The sequence below is a fragment of the Caballeronia sp. LZ016 genome (genome assembly GCF_031450805.1).
GTDB lineage: Bacteria > Pseudomonadota > Gammaproteobacteria > Burkholderiales > Burkholderiaceae > Caballeronia.
On the sequence record NZ_JARTVY010000005.1, the window covers coordinates 137,875 to 161,695 of the forward strand.

Genomic DNA, 23,821 nt, shown 5'->3' on the forward strand with positions numbered 1-23,821 from the left:
TGTCACGCGGTGCGTTACACCTGATATGACTTCTGCGGCTAGTCCCCACATCACTCGGCACGAAGCCGAGGCACGCCATCCTGGGGAGCTTCTAAGGAACTTCGTGCTGCCGCATCTGGGCGTGTCCGTCAGCCAGGCGGCTCGGGATCTCGGAGTGGCTCGTCAAACTCTGCACCGAATCTTCGACGGCAGCGCAATCATCACACCGGAGATGGCGTTGCGGCTCGAAGCCTTCTGCGGCGTATCGGCCATGTACTGGCTGCGGCTGCAATCCGCACATGAAATCCACGACGCTCGTGCTTCACTGCAGCAGGCGTTGACCCGGATCCCAAACCACAAGCTTTCCCGCGTTGCGATGAAGCAGCTTGGAGCAACAGATGGACGATAGCACCGTAATGCCCCAATACGCCCGAACGGGCGTCCCGGGACTCGATGACATTCTCGTCGGCGGCCTGAGCACGGGCAACTTGTTCCTGCTGGAAGGAAGCCCCGGCACGGGCAAGACGACCATTGCGCTCAGTTTTCTGCAGGCTGGCGCGGAGCTGGGTGAACAATGTCTGTACATCACGCTGTCTGAGACGACAACGGAGTTGCGCGACGGCGCGTTGTCACACGGGTGGCGGCTCGGGCCGCAGATCAACATCTTCGAAGTCAGCCCGTCGGAGAGCCTCCTCGACGCGGATCACCAGCAAACGCTGCTCTATTCCTCCGACCTCGAGTTGGGCGAGACGACGCGGCTGATTCTCGGCGAGTTCGAGCGCGTCAGGCCGAAGCGAGTGGTCATCGACAGCCTCTCGGAGATTCGCTTGCTCGCGCAAAGCTCCCTGCGCTACCGCCGGCAGATCCTCGCATTCAAGCATTACTTCGCGGGGCGCGACGCTACCGTGCTGATGCTGGACGATCTCACGTCGGAGGCGGCGGACAAGACGGTCCATAGCGTGGCTCATGGCGTCATCAAGCTCGAGGAACTATCGCCGCAATACGGCGCGGAGCGGCGGCGTCTGAGGGTGCTCAAATACCGCGGCCAGCAGTTTCGCGGCGGCTATCACGACTTCACGATCAGGCGCGGCGGCGTTTCGGTGTTCCCGCGGCTCGTGGCCGGCGAGCACCGTACGAGCTTCGCGCGGACGCAGATCACGAGCGACGTCACCGAACTGGACGCGCTGCTCGGCGGCGGCGTCGAACAAGGATCGAGCACGCTCATTCTCGGTCCTGCAGGGACAGGCAAGAGTCTCTTCGCCATCCAGTTCGTCGCGGCGGCCGTGCGGCGGGGCGAGAAGGCGGCGCTCTTCGTGTTCGATGAAGAACTCGGACTGTTGTTCGACCGCGTGCGCCTGATGGGCATCGACCTTGAAGCGATGAGAGACGCCGGCAGCCTGCACGTCGAACAAGTGGACGCGGCAGAGTTGTCTCCGGGAGAGTTCGCTCATCGCGTGCGGACGAGCGTCGACCATGCGCGCGCCAAGACGGTTGTTGTCGATAGCCTCAACGGCTATCAGGCGGCGATGCCGGAAGAAAACGCGCTCGTGCTGCACGTGCACGAGTTGTTGCAGTATCTGAACCGCCAGGGCGCGAATACGTTTCTGACTGTCGCGCAGCACGGCCTCGTCGGCGACATGAAAGCGCCCGTCGACGTCACCTATCTTGCGGACACGGTCATCCTTCGCTATTTCGAAGCGCTCGGTCGCGTTCGACGCGCGGTGTCGGTCATCAAGAAGCGCACCGGGGCTCACGAGGAGTCGATCCGCGAGTTTCGCATCAGTTCGGAAGGGCTCACGCTCGGGGAACCGCTGGACGATTTCCAGGGCGTGCTGCGCGGCGTACCGACCTTCGTTGGAAAGTCGGCGCCTCTGCTCACACCGAAGACCACGAACAAGGGCTGACGACCGCATGGCCGAAACAGATCGATGTCCCGTGCTGCTCCTGACCCCGTCGGGGCGCGACGGCGTCGTGGCAACGGCGCTTCTGAAGGCGGCCGGGATCGATGCGGAGGGTTGCAAGGACCTGGCGCAACTGGGCGACAGGTTGAGCGATGACGTCTGCTGCGTGGTCGTTGCCGACGAAGCGCTGAACGGGGCGAACCTCGCCGCGCTAACCGGATGGGTGTCGTCGCAGCCGCCGTGGTCGGACCTTCCATTCGTCGTGCTGACCCGGCGCAGCGGCCCCGATCGAAGGCCGATGGCCGAACGGCTGACCGGCGCGCTCGGCAACGTCACGTTCATCGAGCGTCCGTTTCACCCGACGACGTTCGTGAGCGTGGTCGAAACAGCGGTGCGAGGCCGCAATCGCCAGTTCGAGGCACGGGCTCGAATGCGGGAACTGCATGAAGGCGAAGCGCATCTGCGCATCGCGCTCACCGCCGGACAACTCGGCTCATGGAGCCTGGACCTCGCTACCCGCGCGCTGACGGCATCGGCGACTTGCAAGGCGACGTTCGGCCGCCTCGAGAGCGACAGCTTCACCTATGAAGACCTGCTTGCGAGCGTCCATCCCGAGGACAGGGGCCGGGTGCAGGCAGCGGTCTCCCTCAGCACGGAAACCGGCTGCGACTACGCGATCGAGTATCGCAACATCTGGCCGAACGGAACAGTGCACTGGGTCGATGTCAGGGCGCGCGTCGTGCGCGACACCCAGATGGCCCGGCTCGTGGGCGTGTGCTCGGACGTCACGTTGCGCAAGACGTCGGAAGATCAGTTGCGCCGCGTGAACGAATCCCTCGAAGTCAAGGTGCTCGAGCGCACGGCGCAACTGGAAGATGCGCATCGAACGGTCCTCGAGGAAATCCGGCAGCGCGAGCACACGGAGAAGTTGTTACGACAAGTCCAGAAGCTGGAAATGATCGGCCAGTTGACAGGCGGCATCGCTCACGACTTCAACAATCTTCTGATGGCGATCATGGCGAACCTCGAACTCGTGCGGAAGGAACTGCCGCCGGAGGAGCGGTCGGGCCGACTGGTCGATGGCGCGCTGAAAGGCGCGCAACGGGGTGCAGCGCTCACTCAGCGGCTGCTGGCGTTCGCGCGACAGCAGGTCCTCAAGGTGGAGCCTGTCCAGATGCCCGCGCTGGTTCACGGCATGGCGGACTTGCTGGAAAGGTCGATTGGTTCGACCATCGAACTGTCGATCGATACGCCCGAAGACGTACCGTTCACCCGCGTCGACATGAATCAGGTCGAACTGGCGATACTGAACCTGGTGGTCAATGCGCGCGATGCGATGCCCGAGGGGGGCGCAATCACGATCAGCGTCGATACCGCGCATTCTTCGGGCGATAGCGACCTGAGTGCCGGCGACTACGTGCGGGTAACGGTGCGCGACACGGGCACCGGCATGGATGCCGCCACGCTCGCCAAAGCGACAGAACCTTTCTTCACCACCAAGGAGGTGGGGAAGGGAACGGGGCTCGGCCTTTCGATGATTCACGGTTTGGCGCGTCAGCTGCAAGGGGCGCTTCGTCTGGACAGCACGTTCGGAAAGGGGACCCGCGCATCGCTGTGGCTGCCGGTCACGAGCCGTCCGCCGGTCGAGGAGCGGGCCGCCGACGAATCGAAGGACGAGCATTCCGCCGATGCACGCGAGCTGCGGGCGACCATCCTCGTCGTCGATGATGACCCGCTCATTCTGTCCAGCACCTCGTATCTTCTGCAGGATCTCGGACAAGACGTGATCGAGGCCGCCTCGGGAGACGCGGCGCTCGAAGTCCTGCGCAGCGGCCGCAAGGTCGACGTCCTGCTCACCGATTTCTCGATGCCCAGGATGACAGGCGTCGAACTGGCCACTGCGGCGCGGGCGCTCAGGCCCGTAATGCCCGTTATCCTCGCGACCGGCTACGCGGAGTTGCCCGAGGGCGCCGGAGTCGATCTGCCGAGGCTGCGCAAGCCCTATCAGCAAAGCCGGCTTCTGCAAGAGATAAAAAACGCGGTCGATAACTCATGGGCAGCTCGCGCGGGAAGAGGCGGCACGGGAGAAGCCTGACGCGCAAGAGCGCCGGGGATCGAACCGCCAGCCAGCGCGCGCGTTCGCTGCAACGCTGCCCGCTGCGTTCTGACGCCGGATATCCCGTTTCGAGACGCTTTGCATCCGTTGTCCTCTTGCAGCGGCTGACTTCAGACCGGCCAATCCCACGCCGTCGCTCCTTGTACCTGCCACTCGGCAGTGAACTCGCGAATACCGTTGCACCGGGTCAACCCTGATTGTCCGGCCACGACGCTACTGCTACCTTCCAGATCATACGTATGTTCTAGAAGGGGTGAGGAAATGCCGACGTTGCACCGGCAAGTGCTCAATCAGATGGGCGAACAAATCTGCGCGGGCAAGTTCGCGCCGGGCGATATCCTGCCGGCCGAAGACCAGCTCGCCGAACTCATGCAGGTGAGCCGCATCACCATTCGCGAGACGATGAAGTCCCTGTCCGCGAAAGGCATGCTCCAGGTGCGGCGCCGTCACGGCACGATCGTCCTGCCGCGCTCGCACTGGCAACTATTCGACCCCGACGTAATCACGTGGCGCGCGCGCTCCGGCGTGGTCGACGACGATCTCATCCGCGACCTCATGGAACTGCGCACGATCATCGAGCCGAATGCCGCGAAGCTGGCGGCAAAGCGCGCGACGCCCGAGGACCGCATCGCCGTGCGCCGCGCATTCAGGGCGATGGAACGCGCCGTCGCGGGTCAGGGCGAGTACGTGCCGGCCGACCTCGCGTTCCACGGCGCGATCCTCACGGCGTGCCACAACCAGTTCGTGCAACAGATGCAGAACGCGCTTTCCGCCATCCTGCGCACCAGCTTCGAACTGAGTTCTGAGATCGAAGGCGGCCCGGCCCGCTCGCTGCCGATGCACGAAGCGCTGTGCATCGCCATCGAACAGGGCGATGCGCAGGCCGCCGAAGAGGCCGTGCTCACGCTCATCGCACGCGCGGAGAAGGACTTCGACGACCGCGCGGCGCTTGCCCGCACCGTGAACGACACGCCTTCATAAGCACGCAGCACGCTTGAGTCAACCTTAATCATCGTTACGCAACGACCAAAAGCAGCCTCTCGCACGAGGCTGCGGGGGCGCGCTCGCGCCCTCGATCCGAACGCATCACACAGGGAAACCGGCATGAACAACTTGTTCGATCTGAGCGGCCGCACGGCGCTCGTCACGGGCTCGGCGCGCGGCATCGGCTACGCGCTCGTGGAAGGATTCGCGACGGCAGGCGCGCGCGTCATCGTGAACGGCACGAAAGCCGAAACCGTCGATGCCGCCGTCAGCCGGCTGCAGGCGCAAGGCTTCGACGCCCGCGGCTCGGCCTTCGATGTGACCGACGAAGCGTCCGTCGCCGCTGCGTTCGCCGCCTGGGATGCGGACGGCGTCGAAGTGGATATCGTCGTGAACAACGCGGGCATCCAGTTCCGCAAGCCGATGATAGAACTGTCGCTCGCCGACTGGCAACGCGTGATCGACACCAATCTGACGAGCGCGTTCATCGTCGCGAAGGAAGCGGCGCGGCGCATGATCGAGCGCAAGCGCGGCGGCAAGATCATCAACATCGGTTCGCTGACGAGCGAAGGCGCGCGTGCAACCGTCGCGCCTTACACGGCCGCGAAGGGCGGCATCAAGATGCTCACCCGCGCCATGAGCGCCGAGTGGGCGCCGTTCGATATCCAGGCGAACGCGATCGGCCCCGGCTACATCCTGACGGACATGAATCAGGCCCTCGTCGACAACGCGGACTTCGACAAGTGGGTCAAGAGCAGCAATCCGTCGCAGCGCTGGGGCAAGCCGGAAGAACTCGTCGGCACGGCGGTGTATCTCGCGTCGCCGGCATCGAGCTATGTGAACGGACAAATCATTTACGTCGATGGCGGCTGGCTCGCCGTACTTTGACATCGGAGACATCATGGACAACATCAGGACCGTCGCGCCGCAGAGATGGTGGCATCTCATGCCAATCATCTTCATCACATACAGCCTCGCTTATCTGGATCGCGCGAACTACGGCTTCGCTGCGGCGGCGGGCATCGACAAGGATCTGGGCATCACCTCCGCGACGTCATCGCTGATCGGCTCGCTGTTCTTCCTCGGATACTGCCTGTTTCAGGTGCCCGGCGCGATCTACGCGCAGAAGCACAGCGTGAAGAAACTGATCTTCGCGAGCCTTATCCTGTGGGGCGTGTGTGCTGCCGCGACCGGCATGGTCAGCAACATTCCGATGCTGATGGCGCTGCGTTTCATACTCGGCATCGTCGAGGCAGCGGTGATGCCGTCGATGCTCATGTACATCAGCCGATGGTTCACGCGCACGGAACGCTCGCGCGCGAACACGTTTCTCATTCTGGGCAATCCGGTCACGGTGTTATGGATGTCCATCGTGTCCGGCTATCTCGTGCGCAACTTCGGCTGGCGCGAGATGTTCGTGATCGAGGGCGTGCCCGCGATTCTGTGGGCGATCGTCTGGTGGTTCACGGTGAAGGATCGTCCAGCCGACGCGCCGTGGATGAGCGACAGAGAGAAAGCCGACTTCGATGCGGTCCTCAAGTCCGAGCAGGCGCATATCGCGCCGGTGCGCGACTACAAGGCGGCGTTCCGTTCGTCGATCGTGCTCAAGTGCTGCGCGATTCACGCACTGTGGAGCATCGGCGTGTACGGCTTCATCATGTGGCTGCCGTCGATCCTGAAGTCGGCGTCGAAGAGCATCGATATCGTTTCCGTCGGCTGGCTTTCCGCCGTGCCGTATCTCGCGGCCATCGTGTTGATGCTGGTGGCGTCGTATCTGTCCGACAAGACGCGTAACCGCAAGCTCTTCGTGTGGCCGTTGTTGTTGATCGGCATGATCGCGTTCGTCGGTTCTTATCTCGTCGGCACGTCCAATTTCTGGCTCTCGTTCACGCTGCTCGTGATCGCGGGTGCGACGATGTACGCCCCGTATGGACCGTTCTTCGCGCTGATCCCCGAACTGATTCCGAGCAACGTGCTTGGCGGCGCAATCGGGCTCATCAACGCCTGCGGCGCGCTCGGCGCGTTCCTCGGCGCGTGGCTGGTCGGCTATCTGAACGGCGCGACGGGCAGCCCCTCCGCATCGTATGTGTTCATGGCCGCGGCGCTGCTGGCATCGGTCGTCCTGATGATGCGGGTGCCCGCGCAGAGTACGCAGCCGGCGTTCCCCAAGGGCGGCGCGCGCGTCGAGTCCGATTCCGTCGCTTCCGCTACCGTGAAATAAGACATGGCAACGCTCATCACCGATATCAAGGTCATTCTGACCGCACCGGAAGGCATCAATCTGACCGTCGTCAGAGTGGAAACGAATCAGCCCGGCCTGTATGGGCTCGGATGCGCGACCTTCGCCTATCGCCATCTGGCGGTCAAATGCCTGATCGAGGAATATCTGAGGCCGTTGCTCATCGGGCGCGACGCCGAGGCCATCGAGGAGCTTTGGCAGCTCATGCACCAGAACGCATACTGGCGCAATGGACCGATCGAAAACAACGCGATCTCCGGTGTCGATATGGCGCTGTGGGACATCAAGGGCAAGCAGGCGAACATGTCGCTGTATCAGTTGTTCGGCGGCAAGGTGCGCGAAGGCGTGCCGATCTATCGTCATGCGGATGGCCGCGATCTCACCGAACTTTGCGACAACATCCAGCGATACCGCGAGCAGGGCATCACGCATATCCGTTGCCAAAGCGGCGGATACGGAGGCGGGGCATTCGGCCGCGCGCCGTCGAATGCGCCGGAAGGCGCGGCGGACGGCATCTATCTGGACAGCCGCAAGTACATCCGCGAGACGCTGAAGTTGTTCGATGGCATCCGGAGCCGCATCGGGTTCGATGTCGCGCTGTGTCACGACGTGCACGAGCGTCTGAAACCCGTCGAAGCGATTCGCTTCGCACGGGAGCTCGAGCCGTTCGAGCTGTTCTTCCTCGAAGATGCCATCGCGCTCGAAGAAGGGGAGTGGATGCGGCAGTTGCGTGCGAAGACCACGACGCCGCTCGCGCAAGGCGAACTCTTCAACAACGCCTGCGAGTGGCGGTTCCTCATCACCGAGCGATTGATCGATTTCATACGCGTGCACCTGAGCCAGATCGGCGGCATCACGGCGGGGCGAAAGCTGCAGATATTCGCGGAACAGTTCGGCGTGCGAACGGCCTGGCACGGTCCGGGCGACATGTCGCCGCTCGCGCATGCGGCGAACATTCATATCGACCTCGCATCGCGCAATTTCGGCGTGCAGGAGTGGTCGGGCACGGAGCCGCCGAACTTCGTGATCCAGGAGTTGAAAGGGCCGCGCGAAGCGCTCCTCGATGTGTTCCCCGGCCTGCCCGAGTTTCGGCACGGATTCGTCTATGCGAACGACAAGCCCGGTCTGGGCGTCGATCTCGACGAGACCGAAGCGGCGAAGTATCCGTGCGACAAGAGCGTCACGCTATGGACGCAGACGCGTTTGATGGACGGGGGCCTGCAGACACCGTGACGCTCCGGCCAGGCCACACTGCTGTCCCGATCGCGCATTACCGATCGACGAAGCGCTCTTCACAAGCAACGCATCGATGGTTTTGGCCGGACCACGGCTCGCGCGTACGTCTGACGAGTGAACGCGCGGCCCTGCGGACTATCGCGGGCTCGCGTGGAGACGCTCCTGCCGGCCTGCGTGCCATTTCTCGATGCGCGGGACCGGTTCGTTCCGCCGATAAACTTCGGGTTGCCGGTTCCTTTTGCTATCGCATAGAGTATGTGAAGGCGACAGCAAGTCCTCGCAACGATGCGATGTTATTGGCGCGTGGCGCGCGGGCTTTGCGGCCATCGACGCCGCGCGATGCGGGCGTCGCGCGAGAATCCTGTTTCGTCGAGTGTTGGCTGGAGCACGCAATGAAGAAGATGCTCGTAACCGGTGTGACGACGATGCTGACGCTCTCGGGCGCAGTCCACGCGCAAGGCAGCATTACGCTTTACGGGCTGATCGACGCGGGCCTGACCTACACGAGCAACGAGATCGACCGCGCGGGCGGCGGCGGCCACAGCAACTGGCAGATGACGAGCGGTGCGATCCAGGATAGCCGATGGGGGCTGCGCGGGGCCGAAGACCTCGGCGCGGGCCTGAAGGCCGTCTTCACGCTGGAGAACGGATTCGATATCAATAGCGGCTCCAATACGGTAAGCAATCGAACGTTCAATCGGCAGGCTTACGTGGGCGTGTCGAGCCGTGAATTCGGCGCCCTCACGCTGGGCCGGCAGACAGACGGACTGGTCGACTTCGTCGGGCCGCTTTCGCTCACCGGCACGGAGTTCGGCGGCACCCATTTCGCGCATCCGTTCGATATCGACAATCTGAACGATTCGTTTCAGATCAATAACTCGATCAAGTACCTGAGTCCGGATTTCGCTGGCTTCAGGCTCGGTGCGTTATACGGCTTCTCCAATCAGGCCGGCGGATTCACGAACAATCGCGCGTACAGCTTCGGCATGTCGTATGTCAGCGGGCCGTGGAAGTTCGGCGTCGGCTATCTTCAACTTAACAGTTCCGCGCGGACGCCGGGCCAGTTGAACGCAAACGGCGCAGTCACCGATACGACCGCCGCCTCCTTGCAGAGTGCGCTTCTGGCGAGCCCCGTGCCGATCGGCGTGCTGGCCGACAAGCAAAGGACGCTGGGCGCGGGGGTGAACTATGCCTTCGGCCCCGCCGTGGCCGGATTCGTCTATTCGCAAAGCAAGATCACCCGGTTCTTCCAAACGAACCTGAGCGTGAACTTTCAGAACTTCGAGGGAAATATTCGCTATGCGCTGTCGCCGGCGATCGAACTCTCCGGCGCGTACACCTATTCCCGCGCGGGCGGAAACGGTGGCGGCGGGATTCCGCACTGGAACCAGGTGAGCGCCATGACGAGTTACCGCTTCTCACGCCGCACGGATGTCTATGTTCAGGGTGCATGGCAGCGCGTCAGCCCGAGCGGGACTTCGCCGCTCGGCGTTGCGTGGATAAACGGAGTGAGCGATCCCTCGTCCACGACCACGCAATTCCAGGCGACAGCGGGCGTGAGACATCGATTCTGACGCCTCGCCGCATCGGCTCTCGGGAAGACGGCTGTCCCGTCCATCGATGGCGGAGCAACGCTCGTCATGCTCGGACGCAACGCGCCCGAATAGGCGCGGTCGACAATAGCGGCGATCTTATCGTCGCTCGCGAAAACGCGTGAAGGACGGGGCGCTAGTCCAGCCCGCTCCGTTTCGCCGCTTCCTCACTACCGGGCCGCGTCGCTGGCCGCGAGACGAATGTCCCGCGCACCGGCGACCCCCGCCGCGAGCCTCGCCCCTCAAGTTTTGCCCCCTCCCGCCGACATACAGATGAGCCACCCCGTCACGCGCGCGTCACAGAAGCGTGCTGAGCCATCGCCACGCATGAGGGCCGCAGATCAGACCCCAGGTCATCGCGCTGATCACGATCGATACGGTGACTGCCGCGCTGCCGCAGTCCTTCGCCCGCCGCGACAGTTCGTGCCGTTCCAGTGAGATGCGGTCGATCGCCGCCTCGATGCTCGAATTGATCAGCTCGACGAGCAGCACCAGCAGCACGGACGCCGCAAGCAGCACGCGCTCGGCCGTGCCGACGGGGACGAAGAACGCGGCCGGCAGCAGCACGATGGCCGCGCACGCTTCCTGACGGAACGCGCTTTCCTCGCGCCAGGTGGCGGCGATGCCGTCCCACGAGTGGCGCAGCGCGAAGAGGCCGCGCAGCAGGCCGCGCCGTTTGACGATGGCGCCCTCGCTGGCGGATGACGATGAATCGGAAGAAGAAGTTGGCCGGACCATGACGCGACGTGGCGGTTATTTGTTTGAAGGATGCCCGAGTTGAACCGAACTGTCCGACATTATGCGTTTGTTCCGCCCGCTCTTCGTCAGCAAGGGTGCGGAAATTCATGCGTGAGCGTGAGCGCGACGACGAGTACGCCCGCAACCGTCGCCACGATGCCACATAACCGCCGCGCCGCGCGCGCCCACGACGCCTTCCCGACTTGCCGATGAAATCCGCCGTCCGCTTCTGCCTGTCGCTGGCGATGGCCGCCAGCGCGCTCGATGCCGCTGCCATTCCTCCAGCGCCCGATGCGCCCGCCAGCGCGAACGTCAGCGCAAACGTCAGCGCAAACGCCAGCGCAAACGCCAGCGCCACGACCGTTCACGTGCCGTTCTCCGCGCTTGGCGCGTGGCAGCCGCTGCAGTTGCGCGGCCTCGAAGACGCGCGCTCCGTATCGCTCGGCGTGCGGCTGGATCGCGTCGTGACCGGCGCGCGCCTGCGGCTGCGCTACACGTATTCGCCCGCGCTGCTGTTTCCGCTGTCGCACGTGAAGGTGTCGATCAACAACGAAGTCATCGCCACCGTGCCGTTCGACAAGGAACACGCCGGCTCGATGGTCACGCAGGACTTTCCGCTCGATCCGCGCCTCTTCACCGATTACAACCAGTTCGGGCTGCGCTTCATTGGCCATTACACGATCGACCACTGCGAAGATCCCGCGAACACCGCGTTGTGGGCCGACGTCAGCCCGGCGAGCGAATTCATCCTCGATACCGCGCCCATCAAACTGCCGAACGACCTCGCGCTGTTGCCCGCGCCGTTCTTCGATGCCCGCGACGTGAACCGCCTCACGCTGCCGTTCGTGCTGCCGGCATCGCCCGACAGCGCGACCCTGAAAAGCGCGGGCGTGCTCGCGTCGTGGTTCGGCGCGCTCGCCGACTACCGGCAGGCGCGCTTTCCGGCGCTCGGCGCATTGCCCGCGAACGAGCACGCAGTCGTCATCGGCACGCGCGACCGCTTGCCGGCGGGGCTCGATCTGCCGCGCATCGACGGTCCGGCGATTCTCGTCGCCGATAACCCCGCTTCCGCCGATCGCAAGCTGCTCATCGTGACCGGCCGCAATGCAGCGGAAGTCGATCAGGCCGTCTATGCGCTGGTGCTCGGCCGCACGGCCATGTCGGGCGCGTTCGCGAAAGTGGCGCGCGTGGACATCGGCAAGCCGCGCGAGCCGTACGACGCGCCCCGCTGGATGCCGACGAACCGCCCCGTGAGCTTCAGGGAACTCGTCGGCGATCCGTCGCAACTGCAGGTGTCGGGAAGCACGCCCGATGCGATCCGCCTGAATCTGCGCGTGCCCGCCGATCTGTTCTCATGGAACTCCGCGGGCGTGCCGCTGAACCTGAAGTACCGCTATACCGCGCCGACGGTGCAGAACAACTCCGCGCTGGCCGTCGATATCAACGATCAGCTCGTGAAGTCGTTCCGCCTGCCCGTCGCCAAAGCCGACGACAGCGAGGGCCGCATCCAGTTGCCGCTCTTGTCCGGCGCGAACAGCGGCGCGGCGAACACGCTCGACATTCCCGCGTTCCGCGTTGGCAGCGCGAACCAGTTGCAGTTGCGCTTCAATCTCGATTCGCAGAAGACCGGCCTCTGCGCGGGCGTGGCCACTAATCCGGCGCGCGCGGCAGTCGATCCCGATTCGACCATCGACTTCTCCGGCTTCGTGCATTACGCGCAGATGCCGAATCTCGCGTACTTCGCCAACAGCGGCTTCCCGTTCACGCGATACGCCGATCTCTCGCAGACGGCCATCGTGATTCCCGACCGTCCCGCGCCGGCCGAACTCGAAGCGATGCTCACGATGCTCGGGCACATGGGCCAGTGGACCGGCTTGCCGAGCCTGCGCGTGACGATCGCGCGTCCCGGCGACCTGCCCGGCCTCGCGCAGAAGGATCTGCTCGTGATCGGCGGCGCGCCCTCGTCGCCGGTGTTCGCGCGCTGGCGCGATGCGCTGCCGCTTTCCATCGCCCAGCTTGCCGCGCCGAAGGATGGCGTCACGCAGGCGTCGTTCTCGATCCGGGAGCAGTGGCGCGACGGCAAGCGCGTCACGCACGGCGGCGCATCGCTCGATCAGAGCGGACCGCTCGCCGCGCTGATGGGCTTCCAGTCGCCCGGTGCGCAAGGGCGCAGCGTGATCGCGCTCGCCGCAACCGATCATGGCCGTCTCGACGATCTGCTCGACGTGCTCGAACGCCCCGACCGCATCACGCAGGTGCAGGGCGACGTATCGCTCGTGCGGCGCGGCGGCGTCGACAGCATGCGCGTGGGCGAAAGCTATGTGGTGGGCTATGTGCCGTGGTACGCGAAGCTGTGGAGTCACGCGGTCGCGCATCCGGTGCTGCTCGGCCTTTTCGGCGCGCTCTCGGGCCTGCTGCTCGCCGTCGCCGCGTTCGCCGCGCTGCAGGAACTGGCGTCGCGCCGCAAGGGACTTTGAGCGATGACTTCCGTTCTTCGCCGTCGGGCCTGCGCGATCGCAATGGCGGCGCTTTGCGCGACTGCAAGCGCGAGCGAAAGCGCCGTGCAAGCGGCAGAAGCGCCGCTTGCCTGCCAGCCGTCGTGGCCGCGCTGGGAAGCGTTCAAGCGCGGCTTCGTTTCGAACGATGGCCGCGTGATCGACGTCGGCTCCGCCGATGAGCGCACGGTGTCGGAAGGGCAGTCGTATGCGCTCTTTTTCGCGCTCGTCGCCAACGACCGCGCGAGCTTCGACACGATCCTCCACTGGACCGAAAACAATCTCGCCGCCGGCGACCTCACCGCGCGCCTGCCCGGGTGGCTGTGGGGCCGCGACGCGTCCGGCGCGTTCCGCATGCTCGATGCGAACGCCGCATCGGACGCCGATCTGTGGATCGCCTATGCGCTGCTGGAGGCGGGCCGCGCGTGGGGCGAGCGCAGTTATACGGCACGGGGCGCATCGCTCGCGCGGCGCGTGCTGGACGAGGAAAGCGCGATGGTCCCCGGTCTCGGCCTCACGCTCTTGCCGGGGCCGGTAGGTTTTCATGCGTCGGCGGACTCGTGGCGCGTGAATCCGAGCTATGCGCCGCTGCAGGTCATGCGCGGCATCGGCGCACGTCTTTCCGGCGATGCGCGCTGGCCGCGTCTTGCCGCATCGTCGGCGCGGATGCTGGCCGATACCGCGCCGCGCGGATTCTCCCCGGACTGGGCGCTGTATCGGACGAATCACGGTTTCCAGCCCGACGACGATACACAAGCCGAGAGCGCGTATAACGCGATCCGCGTCTATCTGTGGGCGGGAATGCTCGCATCGTCGGACGATGCGCGCGCCGCTCTGCTGCAACGCTTCACGCCGTTCGCCGCGTATATCGGCGAGCACGGTGCGCCGCCCGAACGCGTCGATACGCGCACCGGCCGCGCCGGTCCGAACGACGGCAACGCGGGCTTTTCCGCCGCCGCCGTTCCGTTTCTCATGGCGCGCGGCGAGACCCGTCTCGCGGACGCGCAAGCCGCCCGCGCGGAAAGCGAAACCGCGCCCGGCTATTACACGAGCGTGCTGACGCTGTTCGGCCTCGGCTGGCGCGAGGGGCGTTATCGCTTTGCAGCGGATGGCGCGTTGCAAACGGCGGCTTCGCAATGCGGAGGCACCCGCTGATGGGCGCGCTTCGAACCCGACCGGGCCTGCTGCGGGCCGCGCTGATGTCGGCGAGCGTCGTGTGCGCGGCGCAATGGCCCGCGACGACCGCGCACGCGGCGATCCCCGATGCCGGTCGCAATGCCAGGGCACGAGCCGACGCGCCTTCGCTGCCGCCGATGGCCGAGCGCCTTTACGGCACCGCGCGCGCGTGGGCGAACCGGCATCGCGACGATCTCGCGTTGCAGGCCATCGACAAGGCGTTGCTGATCGCGCCGGACGACCCGCGCCTTCTCGCGGAACTGCTGCGTATCCAGTTGCGGCTCGGCCAGGCGCAAAAGGCGCAATCGACGCTCGCGCGCATGAAAACCGCCGCGCCCGACGCGCTCCTCACGCGGCAGGTCGACGACGAATATCGTGTCGCGGTCAGCGGACGTCAGGAAATGGCGACCATCCGGCTGCTGTCGCGAAGCGGCCAGTCCGAGGAAGCCGCGCGCCGCCTCGTCGCGTTGTTTCCGAGCGGCGCGCCGTCCGGGGCGCTGGGCGCGGAGTATTACCAGATGATCGCCGCGACGCCCGCGCGCCGGAACGAGGCGCTCGATGCGCTGCATCGCCGTGTCGCCGCCGATCCCGACGACGTGGACGCCGCGCTGACGCTCGCGCGCCTGCTCAACGCCGGCGACGCGACGCGCGCCGAGGCGAACCGCATTGCGTGGAAACTGGCGACGCGCACGGACACCGACCGCAACGCCGCGCTCGACGTGTGGCGTCACGTGCTGCAGTCGGCGGGCGCGGACGCCGCTTATCTGCCCGCGTTGCGCGCGTATCTCGTTCTCGTCCCCGACGACACGGAGTTCAAAGACCGCGCCGATCTGCTCGACGCGCGCATCGAGGCGCAGAAGAAGCTGGAGCGCGATCCCGATTACATCGCCCAGCAACGCGGGCTGGCTGCGCTGGCACGCGGCGATCTCGCGGCGGCTGAGCCGCTGCTCGCGCGTGCGGCGGCTGCGCGTCCGGGCGATGCCGAAGCCGTCGGCGGTCTGGGTCTCGTACGGATGCGCGCGGGCCAACGCGACGAGGCGCGCGCGCTCTTCGAACGCGCGGCCACGCTTGGCGCCGACAATCGCGGGAAATGGCAGAGCCTCGCCCGCACGGCGCAGTTCTGGGGCACGCTCGCGCACGCGCGCGACGCCGCCGGCGCAGGCCGGCCGGCCGATGCCGAACGCTACGCGCGCGAGGCGCTCGCGATGCAGCCGGGCAACGCCGACGCCCAGCTGATGCTCGCCGATGCGCTCCTCGCGAAAGGCGACTGGCGCGCCGCCGAGCCGATGCTGCGCGCGCAGCTCGAGGGTCCCGCGCCCAGCCTGTCGGCGCTGCGCAGCACGCGCACGCTGCTCGAAAGCACCGGACGCGGCGATCAGGTCGGGCCGCTCTTCAAGGCGCTGCAGAGCCGCTTCGCCGCTGCCGACGATCGTCAGAGCCTCGTCGCGATGCGCGCCGACCTCATCGCCGCCGACGCGCAACGGCTCGCGGAGCGCGGCATGAACGGCCCGGCGGCGCAGCAGTACGAAGCATCGTTGCGCGTCGAGCCGGATCAGCCGTGGACACGCTTCGCGCTCGCCCGCATCTATCGCGATCTCGGCTTGCCGCAACTGGGGCGCGCCGTCATGGACGACGGCTTCGCGCGCAACGCCTCCACGCCGATGCGTTACGCGAGCGCGCTGTATCGCAATTCGACGGACGATCTGGCCGGCGCACGAGTCGCGCTCGCGCCCGTGCCTGACGCCGAGCGCACCGACGGGATGCGCGCGCTCGCCCGCAATCTCGACGCGCAGCAGGCGCTGACCGACGCCCGCGCCGCCTACGCACGCAACGATGCGGCCGCGGCTGAAGGCTCGCTCGGCCGCGCGCAGTCCGATGCGTTCGACGATCCGGACATGCTCGCGTCGATCGGCTCGCTGTATATCGATCATGGCGAGACGGCGCGTGGCCTTGCGCTGCTGCGCGACTGGATGACCGCGCATCCGCAGGAAACCGACGCCGATGTGCGCCTGCGCTACGGCGATCTGCTGGGCGCGGCGCGGCGTGAAACCGAACTCGCGGATGTGCTCGCTCAGGTGCGCGGCGCCGGCACGCTGACGCCGCGTCAGTCGGAACGGCTCGAAGACCAGTCGCTGCGGATGGTGCTGCGCCAGGCCGACGACGCCATCGCCGCAGCCGACTATGCGCGCGCCCGCGCGCTGCTCGCCACCGTCAGCGATGCCGGCCGCCGCGACCGGCGCTATGCGTTCGAAGTCGCCGATCTGGCACGCGCGCAGGGCAACTACGCGGCGGCGCGCGCGGCGCTCGCGCCGGTGCTGGCGGCATCGCCCGACGATGCCGAGACGCAACTCGCGCTCGCGCGCGTGCTCGGCGACAGCGGCGGCAGCGGGGACCGCAAGGACGCGCTCGCCATCGTGCGCCGCGTGATCGACGCCGCGCCGCCCGACGATATCGACACGCGCCTGTCCGCCGCACGCCGGCTGTCGGCGCTGCGCCGCCCGCAGGACGCGCAGGGCGTCGTGCAGCCGCTGCGCGTCGCGTATCCGGCGCGGCCGGACGTCACGTTGCAGGCGGGACGCGTCGCGGAAGACCTCGGCGATTACGCGGATGCGGCGTCGCTGTATCGGCTGTCGATGGATCAGGAGCGCGCATCCGGCATCGTGTCCGCGTTCGGCACGCCCGCCGGCACGATCCGCCCGACGCCCGCGCAGTCGGCCTTCGACGATCTCGGCCAGCGCCGCAATCCCGAAGTGGAGACGGGCTGGATTCCCGCCTACAAGTCAGGCGATGCCGGCGTGTCCGAGTACCACGCGCAGCAGGCGCCGCTCTATGTGCAGATCCCGTATCGCTACGACGGGCATTTCTTCCTGCATGCCGATGCGGTTCATCTCGATGCGGGGACGCTCGATGTCAGCGGCCTCGGCGGATCGACGATACCGTTCGTCGTCAACACGTTCGGCACGACGGCCGGTTTCTTCACCGACGCGGCGGCGCTGCGCAGCTATGCGGCGGGCGCCGTCACTTCCGGCGACCTCCACCAGCACGCAAACGGCCTCGGCGGCGGCGTCGGCTATGTCTCGGACAGGTGGCGCTTCGATCTCGGCTCGACGCCGCTCGGCTTTCCGGTGCATTACCTCGTCGGCGGCGCGCGTTACCGGATCGATGCCGGTCCCGCGAGCTTCTCCGTGTCGGCGTCGCGCCGTCCGGTAACGAGCAGCGAACTCGCCTACGCGGGACTCACCGATCCGCTCACGCATACCGTCTGGGGCGGCGTGCGGCGCGATGGCGTCGATGTTCATGTGGGCGCGGATATCGGCAGGATCGAAACCTTCGCGGATATCGGCGTGGGCGCGCTGACCGGGCGCAATGTCGCGAGCAATCAGGAATTCACGCTGCGCACCGGCTTCAGCGTGCCGGTGTATCAGCGCGCGACGATGCGCGTGCTGACCGGTCTCGTCGGCAATGCGTGGCATTACACGGACAACCTGCGCTACTACACGTTCGGGCAGGGCGGCTATTACAGCCCGCAGCGGTATTTGTCGCTCGGCGTGCCGCTGGAATTCATGGGCAAGCGCAACGGCTTCATGTGGGACGTCACGGTGACGGCCGGCGTCTCCAATTCCTACGAGAAAGATTCGCCGTACTTCCCGAACGGGCTTCCGTCGGTGGCGGGACTTTCTCCGGTCGATGCCGGCCAGTTCAAGTTCAGCGGCGGCTCGACGCAGGGCGTGAGCTTCTCGTATGGCGTCGCGGCGACTGTCGAGTATCGCGTGAATCCGCAACTGGCCGTCGGGGCGCGCTTGAGCATCGATCACTCGCATGACTACGCGCCGAGTTCCGGCATGGTCTACGCGCGCTTTGCCTTCTCGGCGCGCAAGGACGATTACCGCATCAGCCCGTCGCCGGTGCGGCTGTATTCGAGCTATTGACCGGCGGCGGAGAAACAATGAGCACCGATTCGAATCGATCCACACGCGCCACGGTCGCGGCCGAAACCGCATCGCCGCGCGCGCCCGGCGTGCTGTCGGCGCTTGCGCAGTTCGCGCGCTCGCGGCTGTCCCGCGACGACGACACGGCCGCGCGCCTCGGCATCGATGCGCTGCCCGGCGATCTCGCGACGCTGGAGCACGGCGCGCTGTACGCGGTGCAGGCCGCGCCGCGTTCGCCCGAATGCGATGCCCTCATCTGGGAAACGGTACGCGCGGCGGGCAAGCGGCCCGTGACGGTCGTGCTCGCGCGCGAACGTGGCGACGCCGCCGCGCGCCTTCGCGAACTGGGCCTGTCGGGATCGGCGACGCCGGGCTGGCCCCGCCGGCTCAACGTGCTCGCCATGCCTGGCGTGCCGGACGCTGCTGCCGACAATGAAGCGCCGCCCGCGCTCGCGCGTCTTTTCGGCGGCTTGCTTGCGCTGAGACGCTTCGGCCTGCGCCGCGATGCGCTTTACATCGTCGAAGGCGCGCAACGCTGGTTCACCTGGAGCGATACGGCGGCGCTCGTGCGCGAGGGACGCCTGCTCGCGGACTGGTGCGCGACGCGCGGCGTCACGATGCTCCTCCTGCTCGGCGACAATGCCGCCGCGCCCGAATCGGACGTATCGCCCGATTTCGACGAAGCCGCCGACAAGCCGGGCGGCCGCGAGCTGAACGGCGCGTGCGCCGGCGTGGCGCGCGTGCGGCGAGCGAATGGCGAACTGCTTTGGCAAGTCGACTTCTGGCGCGCGGGCAAGGCGCTCGTGACCGGCGACGTCCGCGCGCTGCGCTTCACCGGCGATGGCCGGCTGAGCGTCGCATCGCCAGACACGCAAAGCGGAGCGATGCGGATCGCGCATGACGAAGACCGCGTCGTCGTGTGCCGCGCCGTGACCGGCGACGAGCCGTGGGTGCCGCGCAACTGGGAAGTGCTCGACGACCGCGACGCCGTCGTGGCCGCGTGCCGCGACGCGCGCGCGGCGACGGTCCTGCTCGCGCATCGCAACGGCGCGCAACTCGAACAACTGTGCGAAGCGGTGCATGCGCTCAGACGCCGCAGCGGACGCGCGCTCAAGATCGTGGTGGTGGAGCGCGGCGAAGTGCTGCGTCACCAGTACGAACTGCTGATGCTGAGCCTCGGCGCGAACGCGGTCGTCGGCCGCGACACGCCGTTTTCGCGGCTCGAGTCGATCGTGCAGTCGGTGCAGGGCCAGCTTTATACGCGTCCGCTGATGCCGGACTACCGCGCGGCGCTCGCCGCATCGCTCGCCGATGCCGCGCTCGGTTATCTCAACGTCGCCGCGTTCTGTGCGCAGGCGCAGGCGGCCCTGACGCGCGGCGCGATGCTGCGTCTGCCGCATGTGCTGGCGAAGCTCGCGCTGCCGCCGTCGCTTGCCCACGTCGATGCGCTCGGCCATTGCCGTCCGCGCCGCGCCGGCGACGTCTTCACCGCCGACGCCACGCATTGCTACGTCTTCCTCTTCGGCTGCCGGCTCTCGGATGCCGACGCCGCGCTCGCGCGCATCTTCACTGCGCCGGTGGAAAGCATCGCCGAGAAGGTGACGTATCTGTCGAACGAAGGCATCGCCGCCGAGCTCGATGCGCTCGACGCGGCGAACCGGCGCGCGCCTTCTGCCGACTACAGCGATCTGTTCGCGACCGCGACGCCCGCTCATAAACCCGCCGCAGCCGCAGAACCGGATTCCGTGCGGCGCGCGCGCGCGGAACTCGACGCGCTGCACGACGTGCTCGAACACGAAGCGCGCAGGCAGCACGCGGATCTGACCGTCGATACGGAAACCGCGACGCACGTGCGTCGGGCCGTGCGGGCCCGCATGCCGCTCGTCGAACCGGGAAACTGACATGGAAACCTTGCTGTTCTTCGCCGTGATCGGTGCGCTCGCGGGCGCGCCCGTGTGGATCGTCTGGCAGCGGCGCAGCGCGCGCCGCGGCCTCATCGCCGCACGTCATTTCGATCCGCGCGACGCGGCGCCGTGCCGCATCGAAGCGGTCGCGCTCAATGGGCGGCTGCTGCCGGAGGCCGATGCCGTCCGCCCGGAGGACAAAGCATGAAGACCATCGCCGTAGTCTCGACGACGGGCGGGGCGGGCCGCACCACGCTCGCCGCCACGCTCTCGGTGCTGCTCGCGCGGCGCGGCCGCGATGTCGTCGCGATCGACTTCGATCCGCAGAACATGCTCGGCGCATGGCTCGGACTCGATGCGCTCGCGCCGCGCGGCATCGCACACGCGCTGACCGACGCATCGCGCGCCTGGCACGAATACACGTGGCGCAACGACGACGGCGTGCTCTTCGTGCCGCACGGCCAGCTCACGCTCGATGAAGCCGCCGCCTGCGATGCGCGTCTCGCCGCGCATCCGCAATGGCTCGAGTGCGCGATCGCCGAGGTCGCGCTGCCCGAAAGCGGCGTCGTGGTGATCGACACGCCGCGCTATCCGTCCCGTCAGGCGCAACAGGCCGCGCGCGCCGCCGATCTCGTGCTGTGCGTGTGTCCGCCCGATCCCGCCGCGTGCGCGACGTTCGTCGCCCATCTGCCCGCGTTGCTCGATGCGTGCGGCGATGTGCGGATCGTCGTGAATCGCCTGAATCCGGCGCGCGAGATGCAGCGCGATGTCCTCGCGATGCTGCGCGCGGCGGCGGGCGGCCTGCCGGTGGCGCAGCGCATCCACATGGAAGCGGCGCTGCCGGAGGCGTTCGCGCGCGGCGCGTGGGTCATGGACGAAGCGCCGCATACGCAGGCTTCGCACGACCTGCACGGCCTCGCGCGTCACGTCGATGCGTGGCTCCCCGCGCTCGAAGCGAGCATCGCAGCATGAATGCGACGAACGTGAAGACACGCCGCGAGCGCGCCGTCGAGTGGATCGCGCTAGGACTCGGCTTGCCCGCGCAACGCTCGCCGTTCGACTGGTGCGTGCGAATCTTCTTCAAGCCGCCGCGCGAAGGCCGGCGCGACATCGCCCGCGACCTGCTGCGCGCGTTCGTGCTCGCGTGGGCGCGCGAGTGGGGCGTGATCGACGTGCGCGATCCGTGGGCGTGGCTCATGCGTGCGTTCGTTCGCGCGCCGCGTGAAGGCGGCCGGCCGATGACCGCGCGCGCGGCGCACATCCTCGATGCCGTCGAACGGATGCTGACGCCGTTGGTGCTCGCGATGGTCACGGTCAAGCGCGCAATCGACGCGCGAATCGACCGCCTGCCGTGGGCGCGTGTCGGCGCGCGTCTAGAAGGCGGCGCGACGCGCATCGGCCGCGTGCGCTGGGCGCTCCCGGCGATGACCGCGTTGGGCGGGCTGATCTGGCTTACGGTCGGCACGTCGCCGCTCGGCACGGGCGGCCAGTTCGCGTTTTTCGTGGTGCTCGCGGGTTTCGCGCTGATCGTTCGCCGGCTGCCGGGACGCATGCCCGTGCTGATTCTCGCGACCATCGCGATGCTCGTGACCGCGCGTTATATCTGGTGGCGCACCACGCAGACGCTCGACTTCCGCACGCCGATGGAGGGGATCGTCGGTTACGCGCTCTACGGGGCCGAAGCCTATACGTGGATCGTGCTGCTGTTCGGTTTCGTGCAGACCGCGTGGCCGCTGGAGCGCGCGGTGTCGAAGCTGCCCGACGATCCGGCGGACTGGCCGAGCGTGGATGTCTATATCCCGACGTACAACGAGCCGCTTGCCGTCGTGAAGCCGACGCTCTTCGCCGCGCAAGGTATCGACTGGCCCGCGGACAAGCTGCGCGTGTATCTGCTCGACGACGGGCATCGCCCGGAATTCGAGGCGCTGGCGCGCGCGGCGGGCATCGGCTACATCACGCGCGACGACAACAAGCACGCGAAGGCGGGCAACATCAACCGGGCGCTGGCGAAGACCACGGGCGAGTACATCGCCATCTTCGATTGCGATCACGTCCCGACGCGCTCGTTCCTGCAGGCGACGATGGGCACCTTTTTCGCCGATCCCAAATGCGCGATGGTGCAGACGCCGCATCACTTCTTCTCGCCCGATCCGTTCGAGCGCAACCTCGGCACGTTCCGCCGCGTGCCGAACGAAGGCAACCTGTTCTATGGCCTCGTGCAGGCGGGCAACGATCTGTGGAACGCCACGTTCTTCTGCGGTTCGTGCGCGGTCATCAAGCGCGCGCCGCTGGAGGAAGTGGGCGGCATCGCGGTGGAAACCGTCACCGAGGACGCGCATACGGCGCTCAAGCTGCATCGGCGCGGCTACACGACGGCGTATCTGCCGACCGTGCAGGCGGCCGGTCTCGCCACCGAAAGCCTCGCGAGCCACATCAAGCAGCGCACGCGCTGGGCGCGCGGCATGGCGCAGATTTTCCGCATCGACAATCCGTTTCTCGGGCGCGGGCTCAACTTCTTTCAGCGCCTGTGCTACGGCAACGCGATGCTGCATTTCTTCTACGGCATTCCGCGTCTCGTCTTTCTGACGATGCCGATGTGGTACCTGTTCTTCCAGATGTACTTCATCAACGCGGCGGCGACGACGATCGCGAGTTTCGTGCTGCCTTACATCGTGATCGCGAACATCGCGAATTCGCGGATGCAGGGCAAGTTCCGGCATTCGTTCTGGGCGGAAGTGTATGAGTCGGTGCTCGCGTGGTATATCGCGCTGCCGACGACCGTCGCGTTCATCAGCCCGAAGCACGGCAAGTTCAACGTGACGGACAAGGGCGGGCGCATCGACGAGACGTACATCGACTGGGCGATGAGCAAGCCGTATCTGTTCCTGCTCGGCCTCAATGCCGTGGCGATGTCGGTCGGCGTCGTGCGGCTCGTGTTCGGCGCGGGCGACGAAGCCGCGACCATCCTGATGAACGTCTTCTGGACGCTCTACAACCTGGTGATGCTCGGCGCGGCGGTGAGCGTGGCGCGGGAGGCGAAGCAGGTGCGCGTGACGCATCGCATCGCAATGACGATGCCCGCGACGCTCGTGCTCAACGACGGCAGCATGATCGCGTGCACGACGAGCGACTATTCGACGGGCGGCCTCGGGCTGGTCGTGGAGCCGGGCAGTCTCGCGCTCGATGCGGGCGATGTGCTGGGCGTCGTCGTGAGCCGGGGCGAGCGGCAGTTCCATTTTCCCGTGCGCGTGACGCGGCTGGCCGGCGCGCATCTGGGCCTGAGCTTCGAAACGCTGACGCTCGACGAGGAGCGTCGTCTCATGCAGTGCACGTTCGGCCGCGCGGATGCGTGGGTCGAATGGGGCGAGCGCACGGAGAAGGACTCGCCGCTCAAGGGGCTGAAGGAAGTGCTGCTGATGGGCGTGGAAGGCTATGCCCGTCTTTTCGACGGTGCGCGCCGGGCGTTGATTGCGGGACTGGCGCCCGAGCGGCATTAAAGCTTTGCCGCTCAAGTGCCGTAGATGATGCAGCG

Annotated in this window: 16 protein-coding genes; 15 read left to right on the forward strand and 1 reads right to left on the reverse strand. The window is 66.7% G+C overall.

Going from position 1 to position 23,821, the window contains the following annotated elements:
- The first annotated feature begins 25 nt into the window (after window positions 1-25).
- From P9220_RS24460 to P9220_RS24495, 8 genes are all read left to right on the forward strand, one after another.
- Window positions 26-388, forward strand: a complete 363-nt coding sequence (locus P9220_RS24460) for a HigA family addiction module antitoxin (protein WP_309768416.1) — start codon at window positions 26-28, stop codon at window positions 386-388.
- Window positions 378-1,883: an ATPase domain-containing protein gene (locus tag P9220_RS24465; RefSeq protein ID WP_309768418.1), complete on the forward strand. Its 1,506-nt coding sequence runs from the start codon at window positions 378-380 to the stop codon at window positions 1,881-1,883. The genes P9220_RS24460 and P9220_RS24465 overlap by 11 nt, the downstream gene beginning before the upstream one ends.
- A gap of 31 nt (window positions 1,884-1,914) precedes the next feature.
- Window positions 1,915-3,975 carry an ATP-binding protein gene (locus P9220_RS24470; RefSeq protein WP_309768419.1) on the forward strand — a complete coding sequence of 687 codons (2,061 nt, stop codon included), beginning with the start codon at window positions 1,915-1,917 and terminating at the stop codon, window positions 3,973-3,975.
- A gap of 282 nt (window positions 3,976-4,257) precedes the next feature.
- Window positions 4,258-4,977, forward strand: a complete 720-nt coding sequence (locus P9220_RS24475; RefSeq protein WP_309768421.1) for a FadR/GntR family transcriptional regulator — start codon at window positions 4,258-4,260, stop codon at window positions 4,975-4,977.
- A 123-nt stretch (window positions 4,978-5,100) separates the two neighbouring features.
- On the forward strand, window positions 5,101-5,868 hold the full coding sequence (locus tag P9220_RS24480; protein ID WP_309768423.1) for an SDR family oxidoreductase: 768 nt from the start codon (window positions 5,101-5,103) through the stop codon (window positions 5,866-5,868).
- Window positions 5,869-5,881: 13 nt separating this feature from the next.
- Window positions 5,882-7,201, forward strand: coding sequence for an MFS transporter (locus P9220_RS24485; RefSeq protein WP_309768426.1), 1,320 nt, complete (start codon window positions 5,882-5,884; stop codon window positions 7,199-7,201).
- Between the two features lie 3 nt (window positions 7,202-7,204).
- A complete protein-coding gene (locus tag P9220_RS24490; protein ID WP_309768428.1) occupies window positions 7,205-8,452 on the forward strand; it encodes an enolase C-terminal domain-like protein in 1,248 nt (415 codons plus the stop codon).
- A gap of 395 nt (window positions 8,453-8,847) precedes the next feature.
- Window positions 8,848-10,029 carry a porin gene (locus P9220_RS24495; RefSeq protein WP_309768430.1) on the forward strand — a complete coding sequence of 394 codons (1,182 nt, stop codon included), beginning with the start codon at window positions 8,848-8,850 and terminating at the stop codon, window positions 10,027-10,029.
- Between the two features lie 315 nt (window positions 10,030-10,344).
- Here P9220_RS24495 and P9220_RS24500 read toward each other — a convergent pair whose 3' ends face one another.
- Window positions 10,345-10,785: a diacylglycerol kinase gene (locus P9220_RS24500; RefSeq protein WP_309768432.1), complete on the reverse strand. Its 441-nt coding sequence runs from the start codon at window positions 10,783-10,785 to the stop codon at window positions 10,345-10,347.
- A gap of 209 nt (window positions 10,786-10,994) precedes the next feature.
- Here P9220_RS24500 and bcsB point away from each other — a divergent pair, with 209 nt between their 5' ends.
- The 7 genes from bcsB to bcsA are packed head-to-tail and all read left to right on the forward strand — an operon-like array spanning window position 10,995 to window position 23,786.
- On the forward strand, window positions 10,995-13,262 hold the full coding sequence (bcsB, locus tag P9220_RS24505; RefSeq protein WP_309768433.1) for a cellulose biosynthesis cyclic di-GMP-binding regulatory protein BcsB: 2,268 nt from the start codon (window positions 10,995-10,997) through the stop codon (window positions 13,260-13,262).
- A 3-nt stretch (window positions 13,263-13,265) separates the two neighbouring features.
- Window positions 13,266-14,435 (forward strand): cellulose synthase complex periplasmic endoglucanase BcsZ, encoded by a 1,170-nt coding sequence (bcsZ, locus tag P9220_RS24510; protein ID WP_309768434.1) that lies wholly within the window; start codon window positions 13,266-13,268, stop codon window positions 14,433-14,435.
- Window positions 14,417-18,385 (forward strand): cellulose synthase subunit BcsC-related outer membrane protein, encoded by a 3,969-nt coding sequence (locus P9220_RS24515; RefSeq protein WP_309768436.1) that lies wholly within the window; start codon window positions 14,417-14,419, stop codon window positions 18,383-18,385. Before bcsZ ends, P9220_RS24515 begins: the two co-directional genes overlap by 19 nt.
- Window positions 18,386-18,402: 17 nt before the next feature.
- Window positions 18,403-20,286 (forward strand): cellulose biosynthesis protein BcsE, encoded by a 1,884-nt coding sequence (gene bcsE, locus P9220_RS24520; protein ID WP_309768438.1) that lies wholly within the window; start codon window positions 18,403-18,405, stop codon window positions 20,284-20,286.
- A 1-nt stretch (window position 20,287) separates the two neighbouring features.
- Window positions 20,288-20,497 carry a hypothetical protein gene (locus P9220_RS24525; protein ID WP_309768440.1) on the forward strand — a complete coding sequence of 70 codons (210 nt, stop codon included), beginning with the start codon at window positions 20,288-20,290 and terminating at the stop codon, window positions 20,495-20,497.
- The gene (gene bcsQ, locus P9220_RS24530) at window positions 20,494-21,261 is read left to right on the forward strand and encodes a cellulose biosynthesis protein BcsQ (RefSeq protein ID WP_309768441.1); all 768 of its coding nucleotides are present in this window, start codon (window positions 20,494-20,496) and stop codon (window positions 21,259-21,261) included. Before P9220_RS24525 ends, bcsQ begins: the two co-directional genes overlap by 4 nt.
- A complete protein-coding gene (gene bcsA / locus P9220_RS24535; RefSeq protein WP_309768443.1) occupies window positions 21,258-23,786 on the forward strand; it encodes a UDP-forming cellulose synthase catalytic subunit in 2,529 nt (842 codons plus the stop codon). Before bcsQ ends, bcsA begins: the two co-directional genes overlap by 4 nt.
- Window positions 23,787-23,821: the final 35 nt, after the last annotated feature.